22 protein-coding genes are annotated in these 19,475 nt (G+C 67.0%); 10 read left to right on the forward strand and 12 right to left on the reverse strand.

All coding sequences use genetic code 11. The annotated features are described in order from the left end of the window. Positions 1 to 851, forward strand: an 851-nt coding sequence (locus ABSF49_RS07580) for a RelA/SpoT domain-containing protein (RefSeq protein WP_424112032.1), incomplete at its 5' end; no start/stop codon positions are given. A gap of 141 nt (positions 852 to 992) precedes the next feature. On the opposite strand, the gene ABSF49_RS07585 is transcribed toward ABSF49_RS07580, so the two are convergent. Further along, positions 993 to 1,925: an IS1595 family transposase gene (locus ABSF49_RS07585; protein ID WP_424112033.1), complete on the reverse strand. Its 933-nt coding sequence runs from the start codon at positions 1,923 to 1,925 to the stop codon at positions 993 to 995. 187 nt (positions 1,926 to 2,112) lie between these two features. Between ABSF49_RS07585 and lexA the strand changes: the two genes are divergently transcribed. From lexA to ABSF49_RS07605, 4 genes are all read left to right on the forward strand, one after another. Then, positions 2,113 to 2,811, forward strand: a complete 699-nt coding sequence (gene lexA / locus ABSF49_RS07590; protein WP_424112034.1) for a transcriptional repressor LexA — start codon at positions 2,113 to 2,115, stop codon at positions 2,809 to 2,811. 368 nt (positions 2,812 to 3,179) lie between these two features. Beyond that, complete coding sequence (locus ABSF49_RS07595) at positions 3,180 to 3,980, forward strand: segregation and condensation protein A (protein WP_424112035.1); 801 nt, start codon at positions 3,180 to 3,182, stop codon at positions 3,978 to 3,980. A gap of 9 nt (positions 3,981 to 3,989) precedes the next feature. Beyond that, on the forward strand, positions 3,990 to 4,685 hold the full coding sequence (gene scpB / locus ABSF49_RS07600; protein ID WP_424112036.1) for an SMC-Scp complex subunit ScpB: 696 nt from the start codon (positions 3,990 to 3,992) through the stop codon (positions 4,683 to 4,685). 88 nt (positions 4,686 to 4,773) lie between these two features. Beyond that, positions 4,774 to 5,607 (forward strand): cell envelope integrity EipB family protein, encoded by an 834-nt coding sequence (locus tag ABSF49_RS07605; RefSeq protein ID WP_424112037.1) that lies wholly within the window; start codon positions 4,774 to 4,776, stop codon positions 5,605 to 5,607. On the opposite strand, the gene ABSF49_RS07610 is transcribed toward ABSF49_RS07605, so the two are convergent. Continuing rightward, on the reverse strand, positions 5,608 to 6,915 hold the full coding sequence (locus ABSF49_RS07610) for a DNA polymerase IV (protein ID WP_424112038.1): 1,308 nt from the start codon (positions 6,913 to 6,915) through the stop codon (positions 5,608 to 5,610). It abuts the gene before it with no gap. Beyond that, a complete protein-coding gene (locus ABSF49_RS07615; RefSeq protein ID WP_424112039.1) occupies positions 6,912 to 7,220 on the reverse strand; it encodes a DUF3572 domain-containing protein in 309 nt (102 codons plus the stop codon). Before ABSF49_RS07615 ends, ABSF49_RS07610 begins: the two co-directional genes overlap by 4 nt. 98 nt (positions 7,221 to 7,318) lie before the next feature. Here ABSF49_RS07615 and ABSF49_RS07620 point away from each other — a divergent pair, with 98 nt between their 5' ends. Both ABSF49_RS07620 and ABSF49_RS07625 read left to right on the forward strand, forming a co-directional pair. Next, positions 7,319 to 7,690 (forward strand): response regulator, encoded by a 372-nt coding sequence (locus tag ABSF49_RS07620; RefSeq protein ID WP_424112040.1) that lies wholly within the window; start codon positions 7,319 to 7,321, stop codon positions 7,688 to 7,690. Positions 7,691 to 7,694: 4 nt separating this feature from the next. Beyond that, positions 7,695 to 9,065: a PleD family two-component system response regulator gene (locus ABSF49_RS07625; RefSeq protein ID WP_424112041.1), complete on the forward strand. Its 1,371-nt coding sequence runs from the start codon at positions 7,695 to 7,697 to the stop codon at positions 9,063 to 9,065. Positions 9,066 to 9,091: 26 nt separating this feature from the next. On the opposite strand, the gene ABSF49_RS07630 is transcribed toward ABSF49_RS07625, so the two are convergent. Further along, the gene (locus ABSF49_RS07630) at positions 9,092 to 9,856 is read right to left on the reverse strand and encodes a class I SAM-dependent methyltransferase (RefSeq protein WP_424112042.1); all 765 of its coding nucleotides are present in this window, start codon (positions 9,854 to 9,856) and stop codon (positions 9,092 to 9,094) included. Between the two features lie 97 nt (positions 9,857 to 9,953). On the opposite strand from ABSF49_RS07630, the gene ABSF49_RS07635 reads away from it, so the two are divergent. Next, positions 9,954 to 10,721 carry a helix-turn-helix transcriptional regulator gene (locus ABSF49_RS07635; protein ID WP_424112043.1) on the forward strand — a complete coding sequence of 256 codons (768 nt, stop codon included), beginning with the start codon at positions 9,954 to 9,956 and terminating at the stop codon, positions 10,719 to 10,721. A gap of 16 nt (positions 10,722 to 10,737) precedes the next feature. On the opposite strand, the gene ABSF49_RS07640 is transcribed toward ABSF49_RS07635, so the two are convergent. Further along, positions 10,738 to 12,582, reverse strand: a complete 1,845-nt coding sequence (locus ABSF49_RS07640; protein ID WP_424112044.1) for a methyl-accepting chemotaxis protein — start codon at positions 12,580 to 12,582, stop codon at positions 10,738 to 10,740. 413 nt (positions 12,583 to 12,995) lie between these two features. Between ABSF49_RS07640 and ABSF49_RS07645 the strand changes: the two genes are divergently transcribed. Next, positions 12,996 to 14,516, forward strand: a complete 1,521-nt coding sequence (locus tag ABSF49_RS07645) for a DEAD/DEAH box helicase (protein WP_424112045.1) — start codon at positions 12,996 to 12,998, stop codon at positions 14,514 to 14,516. 118 nt (positions 14,517 to 14,634) lie between these two features. After that, entirely contained in the window at positions 14,635 to 15,813 is a 1,179-nt protein-coding gene (locus tag ABSF49_RS07650; RefSeq protein ID WP_424112046.1) for an acyltransferase family protein, read from the forward strand. Here the strand turns inward: ABSF49_RS07650 and ABSF49_RS07655 are convergent. The 7 genes from ABSF49_RS07655 to ABSF49_RS07685 all read right to left on the reverse strand — a co-directional run bounded on the left by ABSF49_RS07655 (position 15,731) and on the right by ABSF49_RS07685 (position 19,462). Then, entirely contained in the window at positions 15,731 to 16,168 is a 438-nt protein-coding gene (locus ABSF49_RS07655) for a TfoX/Sxy family protein (RefSeq protein ID WP_424112047.1), read from the reverse strand. The genes ABSF49_RS07650 and ABSF49_RS07655 overlap by 83 nt on opposite strands. Before the next feature lie 7 nt (positions 16,169 to 16,175). Then, the gene (locus ABSF49_RS07660; RefSeq protein ID WP_424112048.1) at positions 16,176 to 16,559 is read right to left on the reverse strand and encodes a HesB/IscA family protein; all 384 of its coding nucleotides are present in this window, start codon (positions 16,557 to 16,559) and stop codon (positions 16,176 to 16,178) included. Between the two features lie 82 nt (positions 16,560 to 16,641). Next, on the reverse strand, positions 16,642 to 17,085 hold the full coding sequence (locus ABSF49_RS07665) for a DsrE family protein (RefSeq protein ID WP_424112049.1): 444 nt from the start codon (positions 17,083 to 17,085) through the stop codon (positions 16,642 to 16,644). A gap of 18 nt (positions 17,086 to 17,103) precedes the next feature. Next, positions 17,104 to 17,703 (reverse strand): hypothetical protein, encoded by a 600-nt coding sequence (locus tag ABSF49_RS07670; protein ID WP_424112050.1) that lies wholly within the window; start codon positions 17,701 to 17,703, stop codon positions 17,104 to 17,106. 98 nt (positions 17,704 to 17,801) lie between these two features. Beyond that, a complete protein-coding gene (gene narI, locus ABSF49_RS07675; protein WP_424112051.1) occupies positions 17,802 to 18,500 on the reverse strand; it encodes a respiratory nitrate reductase subunit gamma in 699 nt (232 codons plus the stop codon). A 45-nt stretch (positions 18,501 to 18,545) separates the two neighbouring features. Continuing rightward, positions 18,546 to 19,001 carry a hypothetical protein gene (locus ABSF49_RS07680; protein WP_424112052.1) on the reverse strand — a complete coding sequence of 152 codons (456 nt, stop codon included), beginning with the start codon at positions 18,999 to 19,001 and terminating at the stop codon, positions 18,546 to 18,548. A 59-nt stretch (positions 19,002 to 19,060) separates the two neighbouring features. After that, the gene (locus ABSF49_RS07685) at positions 19,061 to 19,462 is read right to left on the reverse strand and encodes a DsbE family thiol:disulfide interchange protein (protein WP_424112053.1); all 402 of its coding nucleotides are present in this window, start codon (positions 19,460 to 19,462) and stop codon (positions 19,061 to 19,063) included. Between the last annotated feature and the right edge of the window lie 13 nt (positions 19,463 to 19,475).

Here is a 19,475-nt window from a genome sequence, read left to right on the forward strand (position 1 = left end):
GTCTCGAATCAATTGCCGCAAAATTGACTCGCGGCCAAACCAAGACCTTACAACTATCGCAAATGCAAGATATCGCAGGATGTCGCGCGGTTCTAAGCAACGTTGTAAATCTGTCTAAAGTTGTTGCGGCGTATCGCCGAAGTCACTTTAGCCATATTCTTAAATCAGAGAAAGATTATATTGCGAATCCAAAAGAAGACGGATACCGAGGATATCATTTAGTTTATCAATATCAGGGGCTGCCCGGGCAGATCAACTCCTATGACAAGATGCGTATTGAGATACAATTACGCACAGAATTGCAACACGTTTGGGCAACAGCTGTTGAGGCGGTAGGGACGTTTACTAAGCAGGCCCTTAAGTCCAATCAGGGAAGCAAGGAGTGGCTACGGTTATTCATGTTAATGAGTAGCTATATTGCGTTGAAAGAAAAATGCCCAACAATAAAAGAAACGCCATCTGATTTGGAAGGCCTGTGTGCTGAAATTAGAGAGATATCTGCGAGTATTCACGCGCAGCAATTACTTGGTGCTTATAAAGTTACCGTTCAGATGGCTGGCAAAATGAGCAAATCGGCAAAATATTTTCTTGTAAACTACAAATTTTCTGACCATGTCGTCAGCGTAACAGATTTTGGGGCAACTCAGTCTCAGGCTGCGAACGACGCGTATACAAAAACTGAGGCTGGGAAGAATGAAGGCGACAACATTGTTCTCGTGTCGGTCGATTCAATCAAGAATCTAAAAAGGGCTTATCCTAATTACTTCCTCGACACCACGCAGTTTGCTAGCCTTTTGACCGAAGCGATTTCTTATCGAGCGAGGCCGGCCGGTAAGTCACGATCATCTTAGCCGCGTCGTCAAAGGCGTCCGTATCAGTGGCCCCCAACTCGCGCGCGGCTTCAATGAATCTCTTGGATTGCGCCTTATCGGTCGTCTTCGGCTTAGGGCTTCGCTTTGCCTTCGCCTTTGCGGCTTTTGCCATATGCCCTCTCAGTTCGCAGTCGTTTGATAGGTGAGGCGCTTGCCAACCGCGCCTCTCAACGCGCGATCGGCGCGCGCAATGTCATTTACGCCGAGCCGGGCGCGATTGCTGTACCGGAAATCGAACTCGGCGAGATAGCGGTGCAGATGCTTCTCGGCGCAGTGTTGATAGATGCCTTTCATACCGCGTTTGAAGATCGAATAGTAGCCCTCGACGGTATTGGTGGTGACGACCTTGTCGCCCTCGCGGCGGACGTATTCGTCCTTGGCATGGTTGACGGTGTCATGGCTGGCGAAGGGCTCGCAGAGAACCGGATACGCCGCGCCCTGGTCGGTCATGATCTTGGTTTCGCGCGCGATGTTGGCGTGAATGATCGGCGCCATGTCGGCGATCGAGACGCGGTCGATGTGGAAGCTACGCGCCGACCCTTCGCGTTCGACTAGGGTCAGGACCACGTTCTTGTGAGAAGAACCGCCCCGAGGTTTCGGGACGCCTTCGACGCGCCCGATATAGGTCTCGTCAATCTCGACGGTTCCGCCGCCGCCGCCCAAAGGCGACAAGCCGCCATCGCGCATAGCCTCGCGGATGCGATGGCCCATAAACCAAGCGGTTTTGAGGGTGACGCCGAGGATGCGGTGCAATTGGTTCGCGCTGACGCCCTTCTTGGATGAGCAAACGAGGTGGATCGCTTGCAGCCACAGGCGCAGCGGAACATGCGACGACTCGAAAATGGTCCCGACTTTCACGGTGAACGGCTTGCGGCATTCGTTGCACTGGCGGACGCCAATGCGGGTCGATTTGCCAGCCATCAGCCGAATGCGCGCGCCGTCGGCGTTGCCGCAATGCGGGCAACTCGGTCCGTTCGGCCAAATGCGAGCCTCCACATAGGCATAGGCGGCGCGTTCGTCGTGGAAATGGCGGTCTGAAATGACGGACGACATGGCTAACTCCTATGGGAATCAACCTACTACGTCCGATCTGCTACGTCAAGTATAATATCGTCACCCTCTTGACGGAACACAGCGCGAACAGATACGCATCGTTCGTGATTTGTTTACGCCCAAACGCGATTCTCGGCCCCGCCGACGGCGAGGGGGCGATTCGCGCTGGGCGGTTGGGGAGCCTGCCATGCTGACCAGAAAGCAAAGCGAGCTGCTGCGCTTCATTCACGAGCGTCTGCTGGCCGAGGGGGTTCCGCCCTCCTTCGACGAAATGAAGGATGCGCTCGAGCTGCGCTCGAAGTCGGGCATCCATCGCTTGATCATGGCGCTCGAGGAGCGCGGCTTCATCCGGCGCCTGGCCAATCGCGCCCGCGCGATCGAGGTCCTGCGGCTGCCGGAATCGGCGACCGTCGGCGCGCCGCGGGCGCAGAAGTTCTCGCCGAGCGTCATCTCCGGCAACCTCGGCAAGGTCCGACCGCTCGGCGGGGCCGAGACGCCGAACGCCCCGGCGATGATCCCGGTGATGGGCCGCATCGCCGCCGGCACGCCGATCGAAGCGATCCAGAGCCGCATCGCCACGATCGCCATGCCGCCGGATTTTCTCGGCGCCGGCGAGCATTTCGCGCTCGAAGTGCGCGGCGACTCGATGATCGAGGCCGGCATTCTCGAAAACGACACCGTCATCATCCGCAAGCAAGACACCGCAGAGACCGGCGACATCGTCGTGGCGCTGATCGACGACGAGGAAGCGACGCTGAAACGGCTGCGCAAGCGCGGCGCTTCGATCGCGCTCGAAGCCGCCAACCCGGCCTACGAGACCCGCATCTTCGGGCCCGACCGGGTGCGCGTCCAGGGCAGAATGGTCAGCCTGCTCAGGCGCTATTGACGGAAAACGGGAGGCCGGCCGGAAGCAGCGTCGAGGAGGCCACTCCTAAGCTGCTTCCGGGCCGGCCAACCCCACGGACCCGGGAGATGCGGCGGACCCGAGCACTCCGCGGGGTGTCTGTTGGGCGAACGATGCCCTGCAAAAATGACGGTACGCCGACGCTCGACGATTGCAATCGTTCGGATGCTTTTGAGGCCGGAAACCAAATGTTTACCTAAACATAGTTGGTTACCCCGGTTAACTTCTGGTTGATATGCGACGCAACGTCGAGCCGCTGCGGGGGCGAGATTGTGGACGCGCGCGCCGCCGCGCCTTGCCCTCGCCGCCGCCGCGGGCCAAAGTCGCGGGCCACCCGAAAGAGGTGATTCGTGGCCGGCGTCGGCGTTCAAAATGACGAGTTTCAGGTCGACCGGGCCGAGGGCGAGCCCGCCTTCACCGTCGATCTCGACGGCTTCGAGGGTCCGCTCGACCTCCTGCTCGAGCTCGCCCGCCGCCAGAAGGTCGACTTGGCGCGCATCTCGGTGTTGGCGCTCGCCGAGCAATACCTCGCCTTCGTCGAGGAAGCGCACAAGCTGAGGCTCGAGCTCGCGGCCGACTATCTCGTCATGGCCGCCTGGCTCGCCTATCTCAAGTCGCGCCTGCTGCTGCCCTCGCCGAGCCGGGTCGAAAGCGGCGAAGCGGCCGACCTCGCCGACGCGCTCGCCCAGCGGCTGAGGCGGCTGGAGCAGATCCGCCGCGCCGGCGAGGCGCTGTTCGCCCGTCCGCAGCTCGGCCGCGACGTCTTTTGCCGCGGCGCGCCGGAGCCGATCGCCCGCACCAGCGCCATCGTCTACGAGGCGACGCTCTATGACCTCCTCTCCGCCTACGCGCGTCAGAGCCAGAAGCACGCCCGCGGCAAGCTGCGTTTCGCCGCGCGCGCCGTCTGGTCGCTCGCCGAAGCGCGCGAAGCGCTGACGCGCATGATCGGGCGGGTCGACGACTGGACGGAGCTTGATTCCTGGCTGATCGAATACGGAGTCGAGCCGAAGTTTCGCCGCACCGCGCGCGCATCCTCGTTCTCCGCCTCTCTGGAGCTGGCGCGCGAGGGACGGATCGAGTTGCGGCAGGATGCGGCTTTCGCGCCGCTGTGGCTGCGCCCGGTCGCCGCGGCGCCGTCCGAACCGAACTGAGACGCCAAAATGGGAATCGTCGCCAAATTGTTCGATGCCGACGCGCCGCCGCGTTTCGCCCCTGAGGATCTTCGCGTCGCCGAGGCGATCCTGTTCGCCGCCGCCGAGCCGACCGACGAGGCGACGATCGCCGCGCGGCTGTCGTCTGAGGCCGAAGTCGGCGCGGTGATGGCCGAGCTGCAGCGCCTCTACGCCGAGCGCGGCGTCAATGTCGTGCGCGTCGCCGGCCGTTGGGCGCTGCGCACCGCGCCCGACCTCGCCTGGCTGCTCGCGCGCGAGGACCAGGAGAAGCGCAAGCTGTCGCGCGCAGCGATCGAGACTCTCGCGATCATCGCCTACCACCAGCCGGTGACGCGCGCCGACATCGAGGAGATCCGCGGCGTCGCCGTCTCCAAGGGCGCGCTCGACGTGCTGATGGAGGCCGGATGGGTGCGCATGCGCGGCCGCCGCAAAGCGCCGGGCCGCCCGATCACCTACGGCACGACGCCCGAATTCCTCGCCCATTTCGGTCTCGACGCCGTCGCCGATCTGCCCGGCCTCGACGAACTGCAGGGCGCAGGCCTGTTCGACGGCAAGCTGCCGGCCGGGTTTGGCGTCCCGCAGCCCGACGACGATTCGACCTTGCGTCCGGACGAAGAGCCGCTCGACGAGCCCTCGGCGCTCGAGCAGGCCTGGGGGCCGGTCGCGGAGTCGGACGAGCCCTGAAGCGCAATCGGCCACGAATCCGCCGAAAAGTGCGGCGACAACCGAAAGACGGCCGAGGCGCCCGCTTCGGGTCGGCGGAGAACGTTGAATGAGAGGTCGCATTGCCCTGACGGCGGTCGCGCTGGCGGCAGGCGTCGTCGGCGCCCGCGCCGAGATGGCGTTGCCGCTCGCGCCCCACCGCGCGGCCTACGAAATTTCGCTGATCGACGACTACGGCGGGCAACGCTCCACTTCGCAGACGCCGGTCGCCGCTTCAGGGCTGATCGCCTATGAATTCTCCGGCTCGCGCTGCGACGGTTTCGCCTCGAACTTCCGCCAGTTCACCGAATTGCAGCGCAGCGAGGGCGACCCCGTCTCGTCCGACATTCACGCCGTGACCTTCGAGGACGGCGACGCCAAGCGCATGCGCTTCCAGATCGACTCGCGGATGGAGGGCGCCGACTCGCCCGCCGTCGCCGGGTCGGCGAGCCGCGGCGCCGACGGCGGCGACACGACGGTGGCGCTGAGCAAGCCGGACGCCGAAACGATGAACATCGGCAAGGACATCCTGTTCCCGACCGAGCACATCGAGCGCATCATCGCCCACGCCAAGGCGGGCGGCGGCACGATGGAGGCGCGCGTCTACGACGGATCCGACACCGGCAAGAAGGTGTTCCAGACCCTGACCGTCATCGGCAGGGAAGCGACGACGCCGACGCCGGAATCCGAGTTCGCCGCCACACTCGGCAAGGTCCGTCGCTGGCCGGTGACGGTCTCCTATTTCGACGAGAAGGCGCGCGACGCGCCGCCAGAATATATCCTCAGCTTCGACCTCTACGAGAACGGCGTCTCCGGCACGCTGAAGCTCGACTACGGCGCATTTGCGCTCCAGGCCAAGCTCAAGCGGCTCGATCTCCTGCCCATTCCCGCCTGCCCCGACTGATCAGCGCGGCCGCCCGCCGCCCGGCCGATAGGATAGGCCGCGCTGCACCGCCGCCGCGCCGAAGCGGTCGCGCAAAGTCGCGATCGCCGCTTCGCGCGCCTTCTCGCGGCTGCGGTCGCCCTCGAGGAGATCGGCGCCGTCGGCTTCCGCGGCCGGCGCGAGATCGCCCGCCGCGACGCCGATCAGCCGATAGGCTTGGCCGACCGGCTCGGCCTCCAGCAGCGCGCGCGCCACAGCGAACAGCCGCGGCGCCATCTGGGTCGAATCGAGCCCCGAACGGCTGCGGCTGTGCAAACGGAAGTCGGGCGTGCGCAGCTTGAGCGTCACCGCCCCCGCCGCCAGGCCGCTCTTGCGCAGCCGCGCCGCCACCCGATCGCAATGGGAGAGCAACGTCCGGGTCAGCTCGTCGCGGTCGGCGACGTCGATCTCGAAAGTCGTCTCGCTCGAAACGCTCTTGGCCTCACGATCCGGCGTCACGCGGCGCGCGTCGATCCCCTGCGCCAACCGCCACAGCCGTCGGCCGTCGTCGCCGAGCCGAGCCGCCGCCGTCTTCTCGTCGAGCGCCTGCAAATCGCCGATCGTCGTCAAGCCCAGTCGCCCCAGCCGCGCTTCGGCGACCTTGCCGACGCCCCACAGCCGGCCCACGCTCATCGGCGCGAGAACGGCGCGCGCCTCGGCGCGGCCGATGACGGAAAAACCGCGCGGCTTGTCGAGATCGGACGCGAGCTTGGCGAGGAACTTGCAGTAGCTGAGGCCGACCGAGACGGTGACGCCGATCTCGCGCTCGACTTCGCGTGCGAAGCGCGCCAGCGCCAGCGCGGCCGGCGCGCCGTTGACGCCTTCGCAGCCGGTCAGATCGAGGAACGCCTCATCGATCGACAGCGGCTCGACCAGCGGCGTCAGCTTCTGCATGCGCTCGCGGATGTCGCGGCTGACCCGCGCGTATTTCGCCATGTCGGGCGGCAGGACGATCGCCTGCGGACAGAGCCGCAGCGCGCGGCCGGTCGGCATCGCCGAGCGCACGCCGAAGGTGCGCGCGACGTAGCAGCAGGTGGCGACGACGCCGCGCCGCCCGCCGCCCCCGACGATCACCGGCTTGTCGACGAGATCAGGCCGGTCGCGCTTCTCGATCGCGGCGTAGAAGGCGTCGCAATCGACGTGAGCGATCGTCAGACCGGCGTCTGCGGCGATCAGCCGCGGCGAACCGCAGCGCCGGCAGCGGCCGGCGGCGGCGCTTTGGTCGTCGATGTCGGCGAGGCAGTCGCGGCAGAAGATCGCCGGCACGGCGGGCGCCGGACGGCCGCTCAAGCGGAAGGTTCCGCCGACGGGCCGGAAAGCGCGTCGCGGGCGCGGGTCACGGCGGCGGGATCGATTCCCCGCGCCGCGGCGAAGGCGACGAGCAGCCGCTCGTCGGCCGCGAGATGGTCGAGGACTGCGGCGAGAAATCCCGACGAAGTCGCCGCCTGGCGCAGATTGTGCGGCCCGAGCCCCGACAAAGCGAGAAACCGGGCGAGCCGTTCCGGCTCGCCGGCGAGAAAACCCAGCGCGTCGATCGCGATCGTCTCGGCGCCTTCCGCGCCTGTGGACAGCTTGCCGTTAACCCGCTGGGCCACGGTCCGGTTTTCCTTTCGTCAAGGTCTGGCGCCTACTATAGTTCGCCGCGCTCCGATGTGAAATTCGGTCCCCTGCGGCGCTTTTCCTGGATTTTTCCATGGTCAAAACCGTGCTGATCGTAGAGGACAACGAGCTCAACATGAAGCTCTTCAACGACCTCGTCGAGACGCGGGGCTGTCGGATCGTCCAGACCCGCAGCGGCGTCGAGGCGGTCGAACTCGCGCGCCTGCACCACCCTGACCTGATCCTGATGGACATTCAATTGCCCGAGGTCTCCGGCCTCGAGGTGACGCAGTGGTTGAAGGACGACGAGGAGTTGCGCGCGATTCCGGTCATCGCCGTCACCGCCTTCGCAATGAAGGGCGACGAGGAGAAGATCCGCCAGGGCGGCTGCGAGGCCTATCTGTCGAAGCCGATCTCGGTCGCCAAATTCTTCGACACCATCGATCATTTCCTCGGGGCGAAGTGAATCGATGACCGCGCGCGTTCTCGTCGTCGACGACATTCCGCCGAATCTGAAACTGCTCGAAGCGCGCCTTACCGCCGAATATTTCGAGGTGTTGACCGCCACCAACGGCCCGGAGGCGATCGAGATCTGCGAGAAGGGCCGCTGCGACATCGTGCTGCTCGACGTGATGATGCCGGGCATGGACGGCTTCGAAGTCTGCCGCCGGCTGAAGGGGCAGGCCGCCACCGCCCACTTGCCGATCGTGCTCGTCACCGCGCTCGACCAGCCGGCCGACCGAGTCCGCGGGCTCGACGCGGGGGCCGACGACTTTCTCACCAAGCCGATCGACGAGATCGCGCTGGTGGCGCGCGTGCGCTCGCTCGCCCGCCTCAAGGTGACGGTCGACGAGCTGCGCAATCGCGCCGCCACCACGGTCGCGCTCGGCATGATCGCGCCGTTCGCTTCGCCCAACGCCGACGACGGCAAGCGCGGGCGCATCCTGATCGTCGACGACCGCGCCAGTTCGGCCGAGCGGCTCGCCCACGCGCTCGATTCGCATCACACGGTTCACGTCGAGGCCGACGCTCACGAGGCCTTGTTCCGGGCCGCGGAAGACAATGTCGACCTCATCATCGTCAGCCTGGGTCTCGCCAATTTCGACGGCCTGCGTCTCTGTAGCCAGATCCGTTCGCTGGAGCGCACGCGCAATCTGCCGATCCTCGGCGTCGCCGAGCTCGAAGACCGCCAGCGCGTGCTGCGCGGCCTCGAACTCGGGGTCAACGACTACCTGACCCGCCCGGTCGACCGCAACGAGCTGCTCGCGCGCGTGCGTACGCAGTTGCGGCAGAAGCGCTACGCCGACTCGCTGCGCGAGAAGGTGCAGCAGTCGATCGAGCTCGCGCTCTACGACCCGCTGACCGGCCTCAACAACCGACGCTTCCTCGAAAACCATCTCGCGACGATGCTCGACAACGCGCGCATGCGCCGGACGCCGTTGACGCTGATGATCCTCGACATCGACCACTTCAAGCAGGTCAACGACACCTACGGCCACGACTGCGGCGACGAAGTGCTGAAGAGCTTCGCCGATCGCCTGCGCGGCATCATTCGCGGCGGCGATCTTCTGTGCCGGCTCGGCGGCGAGGAATTCGTCATCGTCATGCCGAACGTCGAGGTCAGCGCCGCGGCGCGCATCGCCGAGCGCGCCCGTCAGGCGATCCAGCAGGAGCCGTTCGTCATCGACGCCGGCGGCCGCGCAATCCCGGTCACGACGTCGATCGGCGTCGCCGAGCGCGGCCCCGACGACGACACCAGCTCGCTCTACCGCCGCGCCGACCGCGCCCTCTATCGCGCCAAGTCGGAAGGCCGCAACCGGGTCAGCGCCGACGCCGCGTGAGCCGGCGAGCTCAGGCTTCGGCGAGCTCAGCCCTCGGCGACCATCAACATCGTGTCGATTGAGAAGCTGCCGTCGGCTTCGATGGCGAAATGGCGAACGACGTCCTCGTCGGCCTTGGCCTGCAGGGCGCGGATCGCCGCCACAAGTGTCGGCGGCGTGTTCATGCGCGCGACCCAAGCGGCGAATTCGAGCCGGATGCGGTAGCGCGAACAGCGGGTCGGCTTGAGGCCGACCGCCGCCAGCATCGTCCGCCACTGCGCGATCGAATAGTTGCGCACGTGCGAAGGATCGCGCAGCAGCTCCAGGCTCTGCAGCCAGGTGTCGAGCAGCGGGTCTTCCGGCGCGACGACGTCCATGAACGCCGCCAGCCCGCCGGGTTTGAGCGCGCGCCGCGCCTCGCGAAGGCCAGCGCCGACGTCGCGCCAATGGTGGGCGCTGTAACGGGTCGCCACGATGTCGAAAGCGGCCTCAGGCCACGGCAGCGCCTCTACGGACCCCTGCCGCGGTTCGAGATTGGCGAGCCCGCGCCGCGCCGCTTCGGCGGCGACCGTTGCGACCATCGACGCGCTGAGGTCGTAGGCGACGACGCGCTGACACCGCCGCGCCAGCAGAAACGCCAGATGTCCGCCGCCACAGCCGAGGTCGAGCGCCACGGCCTCAGGCCGCGCGCCGACCAGGCGTTCGAAGTCGTCGAGATCCTCGCCGCGCGCATGCACGGCGCTGGCGACGTAGGCCTCGGCGCGCGGACCGAACTGATCGGCGACGACGGAATCGTGGGATCGTGACGGCATGGGTCTCTGGCTCCAAACGCGTTGGGCGACGCCGGCGAGCATGTCGATCCGGATACCCTAGTACAAGAGTGAAGTTTATCCTGTTATGAAAGGCGCCATGTCGACCCCCGACGCCCGCCGCGCCCTCGGCGCCTTCTTGCGCGCCCACCGCGAACGCTTGCCGCCGTCGGTCGGCGCCGTAGGGCGTCGCCGCACGCCCGGGCTGCGCCGCGAAGAGATCGCCCAAGCCTGCGGCGCGAGCCTGACTTGGATCGCGTGGCTCGAACAGGGGCGCGAAGTCTCCGCCTCCGCGCGTCTGCTGGCGCGCCTCGCCGCCGCGCTGCGCCTCGCGTCGGCGGAGCGCGCCTATCTGTTCGAACTGGCGGGCAAGCGCGACCCGGAAGCGCCCGCCTCCGGCGACGAGGCGTTGCCCGAAGAAGCGCTGCGGCTGCCGGAGCGGATGACGATCCCCGCCTACCTTCTCGACGGTCAATGGACCGCGCGCGCGTGGAACCTAGCCGCAGCCGGGCTTTTCGTCGGCTGGCTCGACGGCGACCACGACCGCAACCTGATGCGCTTCATCTTCCGCTCGCCCGCCGCGCCACGGCTGATTGACGAATGGGAGGATCGCGCGCGGCGGGTCGTCGCCGAGTTTCGCGCCGACTTCAGCCGCCGTCTCGGCGAACCGACGATGCGCGGACTGATCGAAGAGCTCGGCCAGACTTCACCGCTCTTCGCCCGTTTGTGGCGGGAGCAGGCGGTGCTGGGGCGCGAAGGCGGCGAGCGGCGCTTCCTCGCGCCGGCGCGGCGCTTCCGTCAATCGACCCTCGTCTTCGCGTCGCATCCGGAAGCGAAGCTCGTCTGCCTGACGCCGATCGAGCGCTGAGGCCCGGCGGCGGCCCTTAGCCCGCCTTGCGCAGCGGCGCTACGGCCTCGCGCGCCCGGGGCGACCTCTTGTCGCTCGTCGTCTGCGCGACATCGAATTCGGCGATCAGCGCCGCAAGATGCCCGGCTTCGTCCGACAGGTTATGGCTCGCGGCGGTCGATTCCTCGGCCATCGCGGCGTTCTGCTGGGTCGCCTTGTCCATGTCGCCGATCGACTGATTGACCGACACGACCGCGACCGCCTGTTCCTTGGCGCTGGCGGCGATCTCGGCGACGACGCGATTGATCTCGGTGACCTGATCGACGATGCGGCGCAGCGCCTTGCCGGTCTCGGCGACCAGCCCGACGCCCTGGCTCACCTGGCCGGTCGAGGTCGAGATCAGCGCCTTGATCTCCTTGGCGGCGCTCGCCGAGCGCTGGGCGAGCGCGCGCACTTCCGAAGCGACGACGGCGAAGCCGCGGCCGGCGTCCCCGGCGCGCGCCGCCTCGACGCCGGCGTTGAGCGCCAGCAGGTTGGTCTGAAACGCGATCTCGTCGATGACGCCGATGATCTGGGTGATCTGCTGCGACGACTTCTCGATCGCGCTCATCGCTTCGACCGCCCGGCGGATGACTTCGCCGCCCTTCGCCGCGTCGGCTTGCGCCGCGCTGGCGACCGCACGCGCATGATCGGTGCTCTCGGCGGTGCGACGCACCATCGTCGTCACTTCCTCCAAGGTCGCGGCCGCCTCCTCGAGGCTGGTCGCCTGCTGCTCGGTGCGCCGCGACAGATCGTCCGTCGCCGAGGCGATCTGGCTGGTGCCGACATGGATCGCGTCGCCGCGCGCGGCGACGCTCGCCATCGCCGCCTCGAGTTGGGCGATCGCCGCGTTGAAGTCGGCCTGAAGCTTGCGATAGGCCTCGGGAATGTCGGACGACATGCGGAAGCTCAGGTCCTTCGCCGCCAGCCGCGACAGCCCGGAGCCGACCGAGTCGGCGACGATCGCCCGCTCGCGGGCGATCGCCTCGCGCTGAGCGCGCTCGTTGTCGGCGCGCGTCTCCTCGGTAAGCGAGCGCTGGCGCTCGGCTTCGACTTCCAATCGCGCTTTCTCGATCGCCGCGTCGCGGAACACCGTCACCGCTCGCGCCATTTCGCCGATCTCGTTGCGATCGGCTGCATGCCTGGGTTCGACGGTTAGATCGCCGTTCGCCAGCTCGCGCATGGTGCGGGTGACCTCGACGATCGGCCGACTGATGCTGCGGGTGAAGGCGATCGCCATCAGCGCGCCGAACAGCAGGCCGACGCCGCTGGCGCCGAGAATCGCGCGCTGCGTCAGCGCCGCCGAATCGGAGGCCGCTGCGTAGCTTGTTTCGGCGGCTTCGTGGAATTCCGTCGCCAATTGAGCGCCGAGCGCGGTCATCGAATCCTCGACGCCCGTCGCCTCCGCGGCGCCGGCCTTCATCTTGTCGGCGTCGAGCGACCCGTCCTGCGCCTGCGCAAAGCGCAGGCGATTGGCCAGCTTGCGATACTTGGCGACCAGATCGGCCATCTTCTGCACCTCTTCGGCGCGGGCCGAGTCGACTGTGTTGGTCTGCAGGTCCGCCACCCAGTCGGAAGCGACGGCGAAGCCCTCGGTCGACTTGATCCACTGCTTCGGATCATTGGTCTCCAGGGCGATCCAGAAATGCATGCGCGCCTCGAGAACGCGCTTCTCCAGCCGTTGTTCGAGCGCCTCGGCCGTTTTCAGATGCGCGACGTCGTCGAGCGCCGCGCGGCCGCGCACCATCGCGCCGAAACCCAGCGCGCTGATGCAGGCGACGAGCAAGAGAATCGAGCCGTAGCCGATCAACAATTTTGAGGCGATCTTCAACCTGGAGAACATAGGCGAACCCATGACGATGGCGTTCTGTCGGGGTTGAACGCCCGGCTGCGCGCGAAGGCCGATGATCCGACGCCCCTGTCGCCAATCGGCGACTCGTCGGCGCACGACCGCGCGCCGGCGACGCCGTCCGATCGGTCGGCGCCCCCCAACGCCGACCACAGTAAGGAGCGCGGGTTAACCAATCCTCTGCGGGCGCGGCTCGCGCGCAGGGCGCAGTGACGCAGAACCGGCTCGTTTCATTGACTTTGGCCGGAATTCCACTATATCCACCCCAGGTCAGCGGCGTTACCGAAGCCCCGACCCGGCGCGAACCGTCACCATTGCGCCACGCCAGAGCGCGACCCGGAAAAGCCGCGCCGTCCCCCGTGGGCCCCGAACGCGGCCTGCCCATATCCCTGTTCCTGTGAGACGCAATGCGATTTGATGAACTCGGCCTGAGCGAGAAAGTGCTCGACGCCGTAAAAGCGTCCGGCTACGAAACGCCGACGCCGATCCAAGAACAAGCCATTCCCTACGCCCTGCAAGGGCGCGACGTCCTCGGCATCGCCCAGACCGGCACCGGCAAGACGGCGGCGTTCACGCTGCCGATGCTGTCAGCCCTCGAAAAGGGCCGCGCGCGGGCGCGCATGCCACGCACGCTCATCCTCGAACCGACGCGCGAGCTCGCCGCTCAGGTCGAGGAGGCGTTCGGCAAGTATGGGATCAACCACAAGCTCAACCTGGCATTGCTGATCGGCGGCGTGTCCTTCTCCGAGCAGGAAGCCAAGATCACGCGCGGCGCCGACGTCCTGATTGCGACGCCCGGCCGCCTGCTCGATTTCGCCGATCGCGGCAAGATCCTGCTGAACGGCATCGAAATCCTGGTGATCGACGAAGCCGACCGCATGCTCGACATGGGCTTCATTCCCGACATCGAGCGCATCTGCAAGCTGGTGCCGTCCACCCGCCAGACGCTGTTCTTCTCCGCCACCATGCCGCCGGAAATCACCCGGCTCTCCGAGGCCTTCCTACATAATCCGGTGCGCGTCGAAGTCTCGCGCGCCGCCTCAACCGTAGAGGGCACTACGCAGACGCTGGTCCGCTCCGGCGCTTCGCCGGAAGAGAAGCGGACGACGTTGCGCCGCTTGATCCGCACCGCCAACAATTTCAAGAACGCGCTCATCTTCTGCAACCGCAAGCGCGACGTGCAGGTGGTCTGCCGTTCGCTGGAGAAGCACGGCTTTTCCGTCGGCGCGCTGCACGGCGACCTCGACCAACGCTCGCGCATGGCCGCGCTCGACTCGTTCCGCAATGATTCAGTGCAGTTGCTCGTCTGCTCGGACGTGGCGGCGCGCGGGCTCGACATTCCCGACGTCAGCCACGTCATCAATTACGACACTCCGCATCACGCAGAGGATTATGTCCATCGCATCGGCCGCACCGGGCGCGCCGGCAAACTCGGCGTCGCCTTGACGATCGTCACCCGCGCCGACGCGCGCTCGATCGACGAGATCGAGAAACTGATCGCCCAGAAGATCGAATGGCAGGCCGGCGGGGACGCTCCCGTCGACGAACCCGCGGAAACCGCGGAAGCGCCGCGCGAGCATCGCGGCGGCCGCAGCCGTCGCAGCGGCGGCGATCGCGGTCGCGGCGGCGCCGAACGCGCTCACAGCGGCCATTCGCACGACGCGCCGGCGGAGCGCGAAGCGCGCAGCGCCGAACGGGTCCACGGCGACCGCCCGCAAGTCGCGCCGGCGGAGCGCGAAGCGGCTCGCAAGCCGCAACCTCGCCCGGAAGAGCCGCGCCGCCAACCGAGGCCCGAGGCGCCGCGGCGCCCGCGCCGCGACGACGATGGCGAAGCGCGCGTCATCGGGCTCGGCGATCACGTGCCGAGCTTCCTGTTGCGCCCGGTGCGGTTGCCGACCAAGCCGGTTCCCGCCGAAGCGGAAGACTAGTCGCCGAACGCAGTAAGGCGACGTCAAGCATTGGCCCGGATAGTGCGCCGATGCGGCGCCCGGACGGACGTCGCTGACGCGTGGACCGCCGTTGTCGCGGCCCCGGGGCGTTTTCGGCATGAGCAACGAGCGTGACGTCAGCCTCGACGCGATGCGCGGGATCGCCGCGCTCGCCGTGTTCGGCTGGCATTCCATGCTCGCCTTCTATCCGCTCTCGTCCGGCTATCTCGGCGCGACGCCGATCGCGGAGTCCGCTCGCTCGCAATTCTGGTTCGTCGCCGTTCACGGCGCCGGCGCCGTTGCGTTCTTCTTCGTCCTCTCCGGCTTCGTGCTGACGCGCCTCAGCCTCACGACCGGCCGCACCGACATCCTCGTCCGCGGACTGATCAAGCGCTGGCCGCGCCTCGCCGGCCCGGCGCTCGTCGCGGTGCTCGGCTCGTGGCTGTTGTTCGCCGTCGGCGGCTACTTTTACGCACCCGCGGCGGCCCTCAGCGGCTCGTCATGGTTTGCCCGCTTCGGCGGCGCGCTGACCGACTCTTCCTTCCAGCCGAGCTTCGTCGGCGCCTTTCTGCAGGGCGCGGTTCTCACCTTCCTGCGCGGCGACTCGACCTACGACAGCAGCCTGTGGACCATGGCCTATGAGTTCTACGGTAGCCTGATGGTCTACGCGCTCGCTTTCCTGCTCGCCACCCGCCCGGCGCTGCGCGCGCGCCTGATCGTGATCGGCGGCGCGGCCGTCGCCTGCGGCGCGGCCAATCCGGCGCTGATCCCGTTCGTCGCCGGCTTCGCCTTGGCGGCGCTGCTGCCGCGACAGGGGCTCCGCGTGCCGGCGCCGGTCGGCGTCATCGCGACGGCGACTGCGCTGCTCGGCTGCGGCTACACCCAGGGCGCGCTCGGCTTCTACGCGCCGCTCACCGCGATCTGGCCGGCCTGGCTGCCGATCCCTTATCTCTACGCGGCGGCGGCGGCGCTGTTGATCGCCACGGCGGAAGGCTGGGCCGGCATGCGCCGCCTGTTGTCGCGCCCGTGGGGCCGCGCCTGCGGCGAACTGTCGTTCCCCTTCTATCTCGTCCATGTGCCGATCCTGTGCTCGGTCGGCGCCTACGCCTTCCTCGCCACGCGATCGGCGCCGGCGGCGATCGCCGCGACGCTTCTCGTCGCGCTCGTCGGCGCGACGGCGCTTGCCGGCTTCAGCCGCTGGTGGCTCGCTAGGCTCAATGTCGCGGTCGGCGTCGTGACGGCGAGCTTCCAGCGCGGCCGCCTGGGTCGGACCGGGCCGATCGCTTCGCCGCCTTGATCGGCCGAGCGCGAGCTTTCTGTCGTTTCGCCGTCCGCTTCGCCGCGGCGCGATGCGCCGCCGCGACGGCCAGCGAGGCCCATCGCCGCAACTCGTCTTCGTCGTCGAAGGCGGTCGGCGGCGCCAGCCAATAGCCGACCCGCACTTCGCGACCGCGCGCCGTGTAGACGAAAGGGCGGGAATCGACGGCGGCGAACGCCGCCTGCGTCTCGGCGTCGACCTTCAGGTAGACGTCGCCGCCAAGCGAAAGGGCGAAGCACAGGCCGTCGAAATAGACGCCGTGGCCACTGAACATGCGGCGAACCGAAACGGCTGCAAAGGGCGCGAACAGCTCTTCGAGCTCTTCGCGATCCACCGTCCGCTTAACCCTCGGCGGCGGCGAGCGCCTCGGGCGAAGCCGGCGTGATCGCCACGCTCTCGCCGCAGCCGCAGGCCGAGGTCTCGTTGGGGTTCCTGAAGACGAAGCTCGCCGCCAGCTTGTCGACCTTGAAATCCATCTCGGAACCGAGCAGGAACAGCAGCGCCTTGGGGTCGATCAGCAGCTTGACCCCCTTGTCTTCGACCACTTCGTCGTTGGCGGCGACGGCCTCGGCGAATTCCATCGTGTAGGACATGCCGGCGCAGCCGCCGTTCTTGACGCCGACCCGGACGCCGACGATCGGCTTGTCGGCGGCGGCGACGATTTCCTTGACCCGCTCCGCGGCGGCGTCGGACACACTCATCGCCTTGAAACGTGAATTTCGCATCGGCGCCTCGTCTTCGACCGGGTTCAAGGCCCGGCGCGCGTCTCTTCATATAGCAATCGCCTGACCATTTCGCCAGCCGCCGTCACGGCCGAATATAGGCGTACCCTTGGGCCTGGAGGTCGGCGAGCAGCGTCACCCCGCCCTTTTCGGCGAGCAGGAACCCCGGCTGCAGGTCGTCGAGCGTCCATTTCAGCGCCGCAAGCGTATTGGCGCAAGCGTAGAACGCGACGCCGTCGGCCAATCGGTCGCGCAGATCCTCGGCCGCGGCGAGGTCGCCGCCCGAGCGGTGGAAGAGCCTCAGCGCCGGACCCAGCACGACGCAGGCGAAGCGCGCGGCGCCGGGGCCGCCGGCGCCGACGACATGGTTGCGCAGGTTTCCCAGCGCGAGCCCAACCCGTTCCGCGTCGACCAGATGATAGACGACCTTCGCCGCCCGCACCGGCTCGGCGCGACCGGGCGCGGCGGCGAGACCGAACCCGGCCAAGAGCGCCGACTTGACCAGCAGCCTTCGCCCCAATGCGCCCATCGCCGCCCCCTGCTTCGTTCAGCGGCCACGCGTCAGCCGCGCGCGCTCGTCCTTGTCGACCGCCAGCGGCAGGCATTCGCCGAGCGCGGCGCGATCGACCCGGAACAGTTTGTCGTCCGGCCCGAAGGCGCCGTGGACATTGTCTTCGGGATTGTCGTCGCCGGGCTTCCACAGCCGCGCGCCGGCGGGAATGCCGATGAGAACATTTCCGTCGGTCTTGAGCGTCACGTCGATCGCGCCGCCGTCGCAATCGACGTTGCAATGGACGGTCGTTGCGCTCGCCGCCGCGTCGCCCTCGCCGCTCAACGTCGCGCAGCCGCCGTTGGTCTCCAGCATGCCCTTGCGCGTGCGGAACGTGACGCCAAAGCGCAATTGCACTTCGTCGGCATTGGCCGGATCGACCACCGCCAGCAGCGTCATCGTCTTGACGTTCTGCTGCGGATGCTGGGCGAGATGGGCGGGATCGTAGATGCGGTTGAAGCAGGCGAAGGCCTCGGCCGTCTTCGATGGTTCGACGCCGAGAAACCGGGCGATGAAGCCGCTCTCCGCCGCTTCTGCCGACCCCGCCGCGAAAAGCCCGGACAACGCGGCCAGACCTATCCATCCGATCGTCCTCATGCGCCCCTCCTCCGCGTCACGCGAAGCTTACGGTCCGCCGATTCCGCCAAGGGTCGGCTGACCGCGCAATCGCGAAGGAGCGGGCCGCGACGGATCGCTTACCCCACGGGGCTCGGCTGCCCCAAGGGGTTATGCCAACGGCTGAGAAACCAGGCCGGCACGCTCCAGATGTTCACCAGCCGCGTGAACGGGAACAGGAGGACGATCGCCAAGCCGTTGACGATGTGCAGCTTGAAGATCACCGGCATGCCCGCAATGTAACCGGCGGCGGCGGCCGGCTTCAGCGTCGCGATGCTTTGCGCCCACCACATGAGCGGCAGGGCCTCGCAGCCGCTACTCATCTTGGCGAGCGCGACAGGGATGGTGCTAAGTCCGAGGCCGAGTTGGACCAGGATCAGCAGCAGAATCGCGACGTCGCCGAACAGCGACGGTGGGCGCGCTCGCGACTCGTTCAGTCGGCTGCACAGCAGCAGAAGGAGGCCGATGAAGGCGACCGTTCCGGCGGTCCCGCCAATGACGTTGGCCATCGACTGCTTGAAGCTGTGGGAAATTCCAACGGACTCGAAGACCTGGATTGGCGTCAGCAGGCCGACGAGATGGCCGACGAACAGGATCAGGACGCCGGCGTGAAAGAGCGTCACGCCGAGCGTCAGTTGCCGGCGGCTAAGCAGGCGGCCCGAGCCATCGGGCTGAATGTGCGGCTCGCCATCGAAGCGCAACCAACCGCCGAGCAGGAACACCGCGAAGGCGACATACGGATACCCGCCAAAGACGAGATAGTTGGACCAATCGTTCATCGTCGCTTCCTTGCGCAGAGCGAGCGTCGCGGTCGCTCCGAATTGCTACTGAGCGTCCCTTGCGACGAGCCAATCGGAATTGAGATGGGCGAGCGTCAGCTTCTGGTCGGGCGAAAGGCACGGGTAGTTCATCATCATGTGGTTATGAACGACCTCGATTTCGCCGCCGTTGGCGAGCGCGATGAGGTTATGGCAATGGAAGATGCCTTGAGCGTCTGGTTCGCAATTCGTATCCGTCTTGACGACGCCGGAGACGACGGCGCCCACCGCCGGCATGTCGCCCTTGACGAGTTGCAGCACGCGCTGCCCGTCCTTGCCGTTGTCCGCCCATGATGCGAAGTTGGCGCCCGCGGGGATCGCGGGCTCGGCTGACGCGGGCTGTTGGGCGAGTGCGGAGAAACCGACAGCGGCCAACCCGCCAATAGCGGCCAGCGCCAGCGCCCCGATCAGCCAGCGGCGGGGATGGGAAGGCGAGGCCTTCGCACGCGATGTGGTCTTCATTGTCGCTTGTCCTTTTCTGCTGATTGATCGTCGCCTGAATGCTCCCGCGCCGAAACAACTCACGAGTCGTCCTGCCTGTCGACTAGCGGCCGCATCCGTCTCAGGCTGTCGATCAGCGGCATGATCGTCCGCTCGACGACCTCCGCCGTCAGCGGCCCGATGTGCTTGAAGGCGACGCGGCCGTCCGCGTCGATGACGAAGGTTTCGGGCACGCCGTAGACGCCCCAATCGATCGCGACTCGGCCGTCGAGGTCGGCGCCGGTGCGCGTATAGGGGTCGCCAAATGTGTTGAGCCAACGCGCGGCGTCGTCGGGGCGGTTCTTGTAGTTAAGTCCATGGATAGGCGCGACGCCCCGCGACTTCATCTGCATGATCAGCGGATGCTCCAGCTGGCATTCGACGCACCACGACGCGAACACGTTGACGAGCGACGGCCGGCCGACGAGGTTGGCGCTCGCCAACGCGAGGCCAGCA

The sequence above is a fragment of the Roseiarcus sp. genome (assembly GCF_049514155.1).
Taxonomy (GTDB): domain Bacteria; phylum Pseudomonadota; class Alphaproteobacteria; order Rhizobiales; family Beijerinckiaceae; genus Roseiarcus.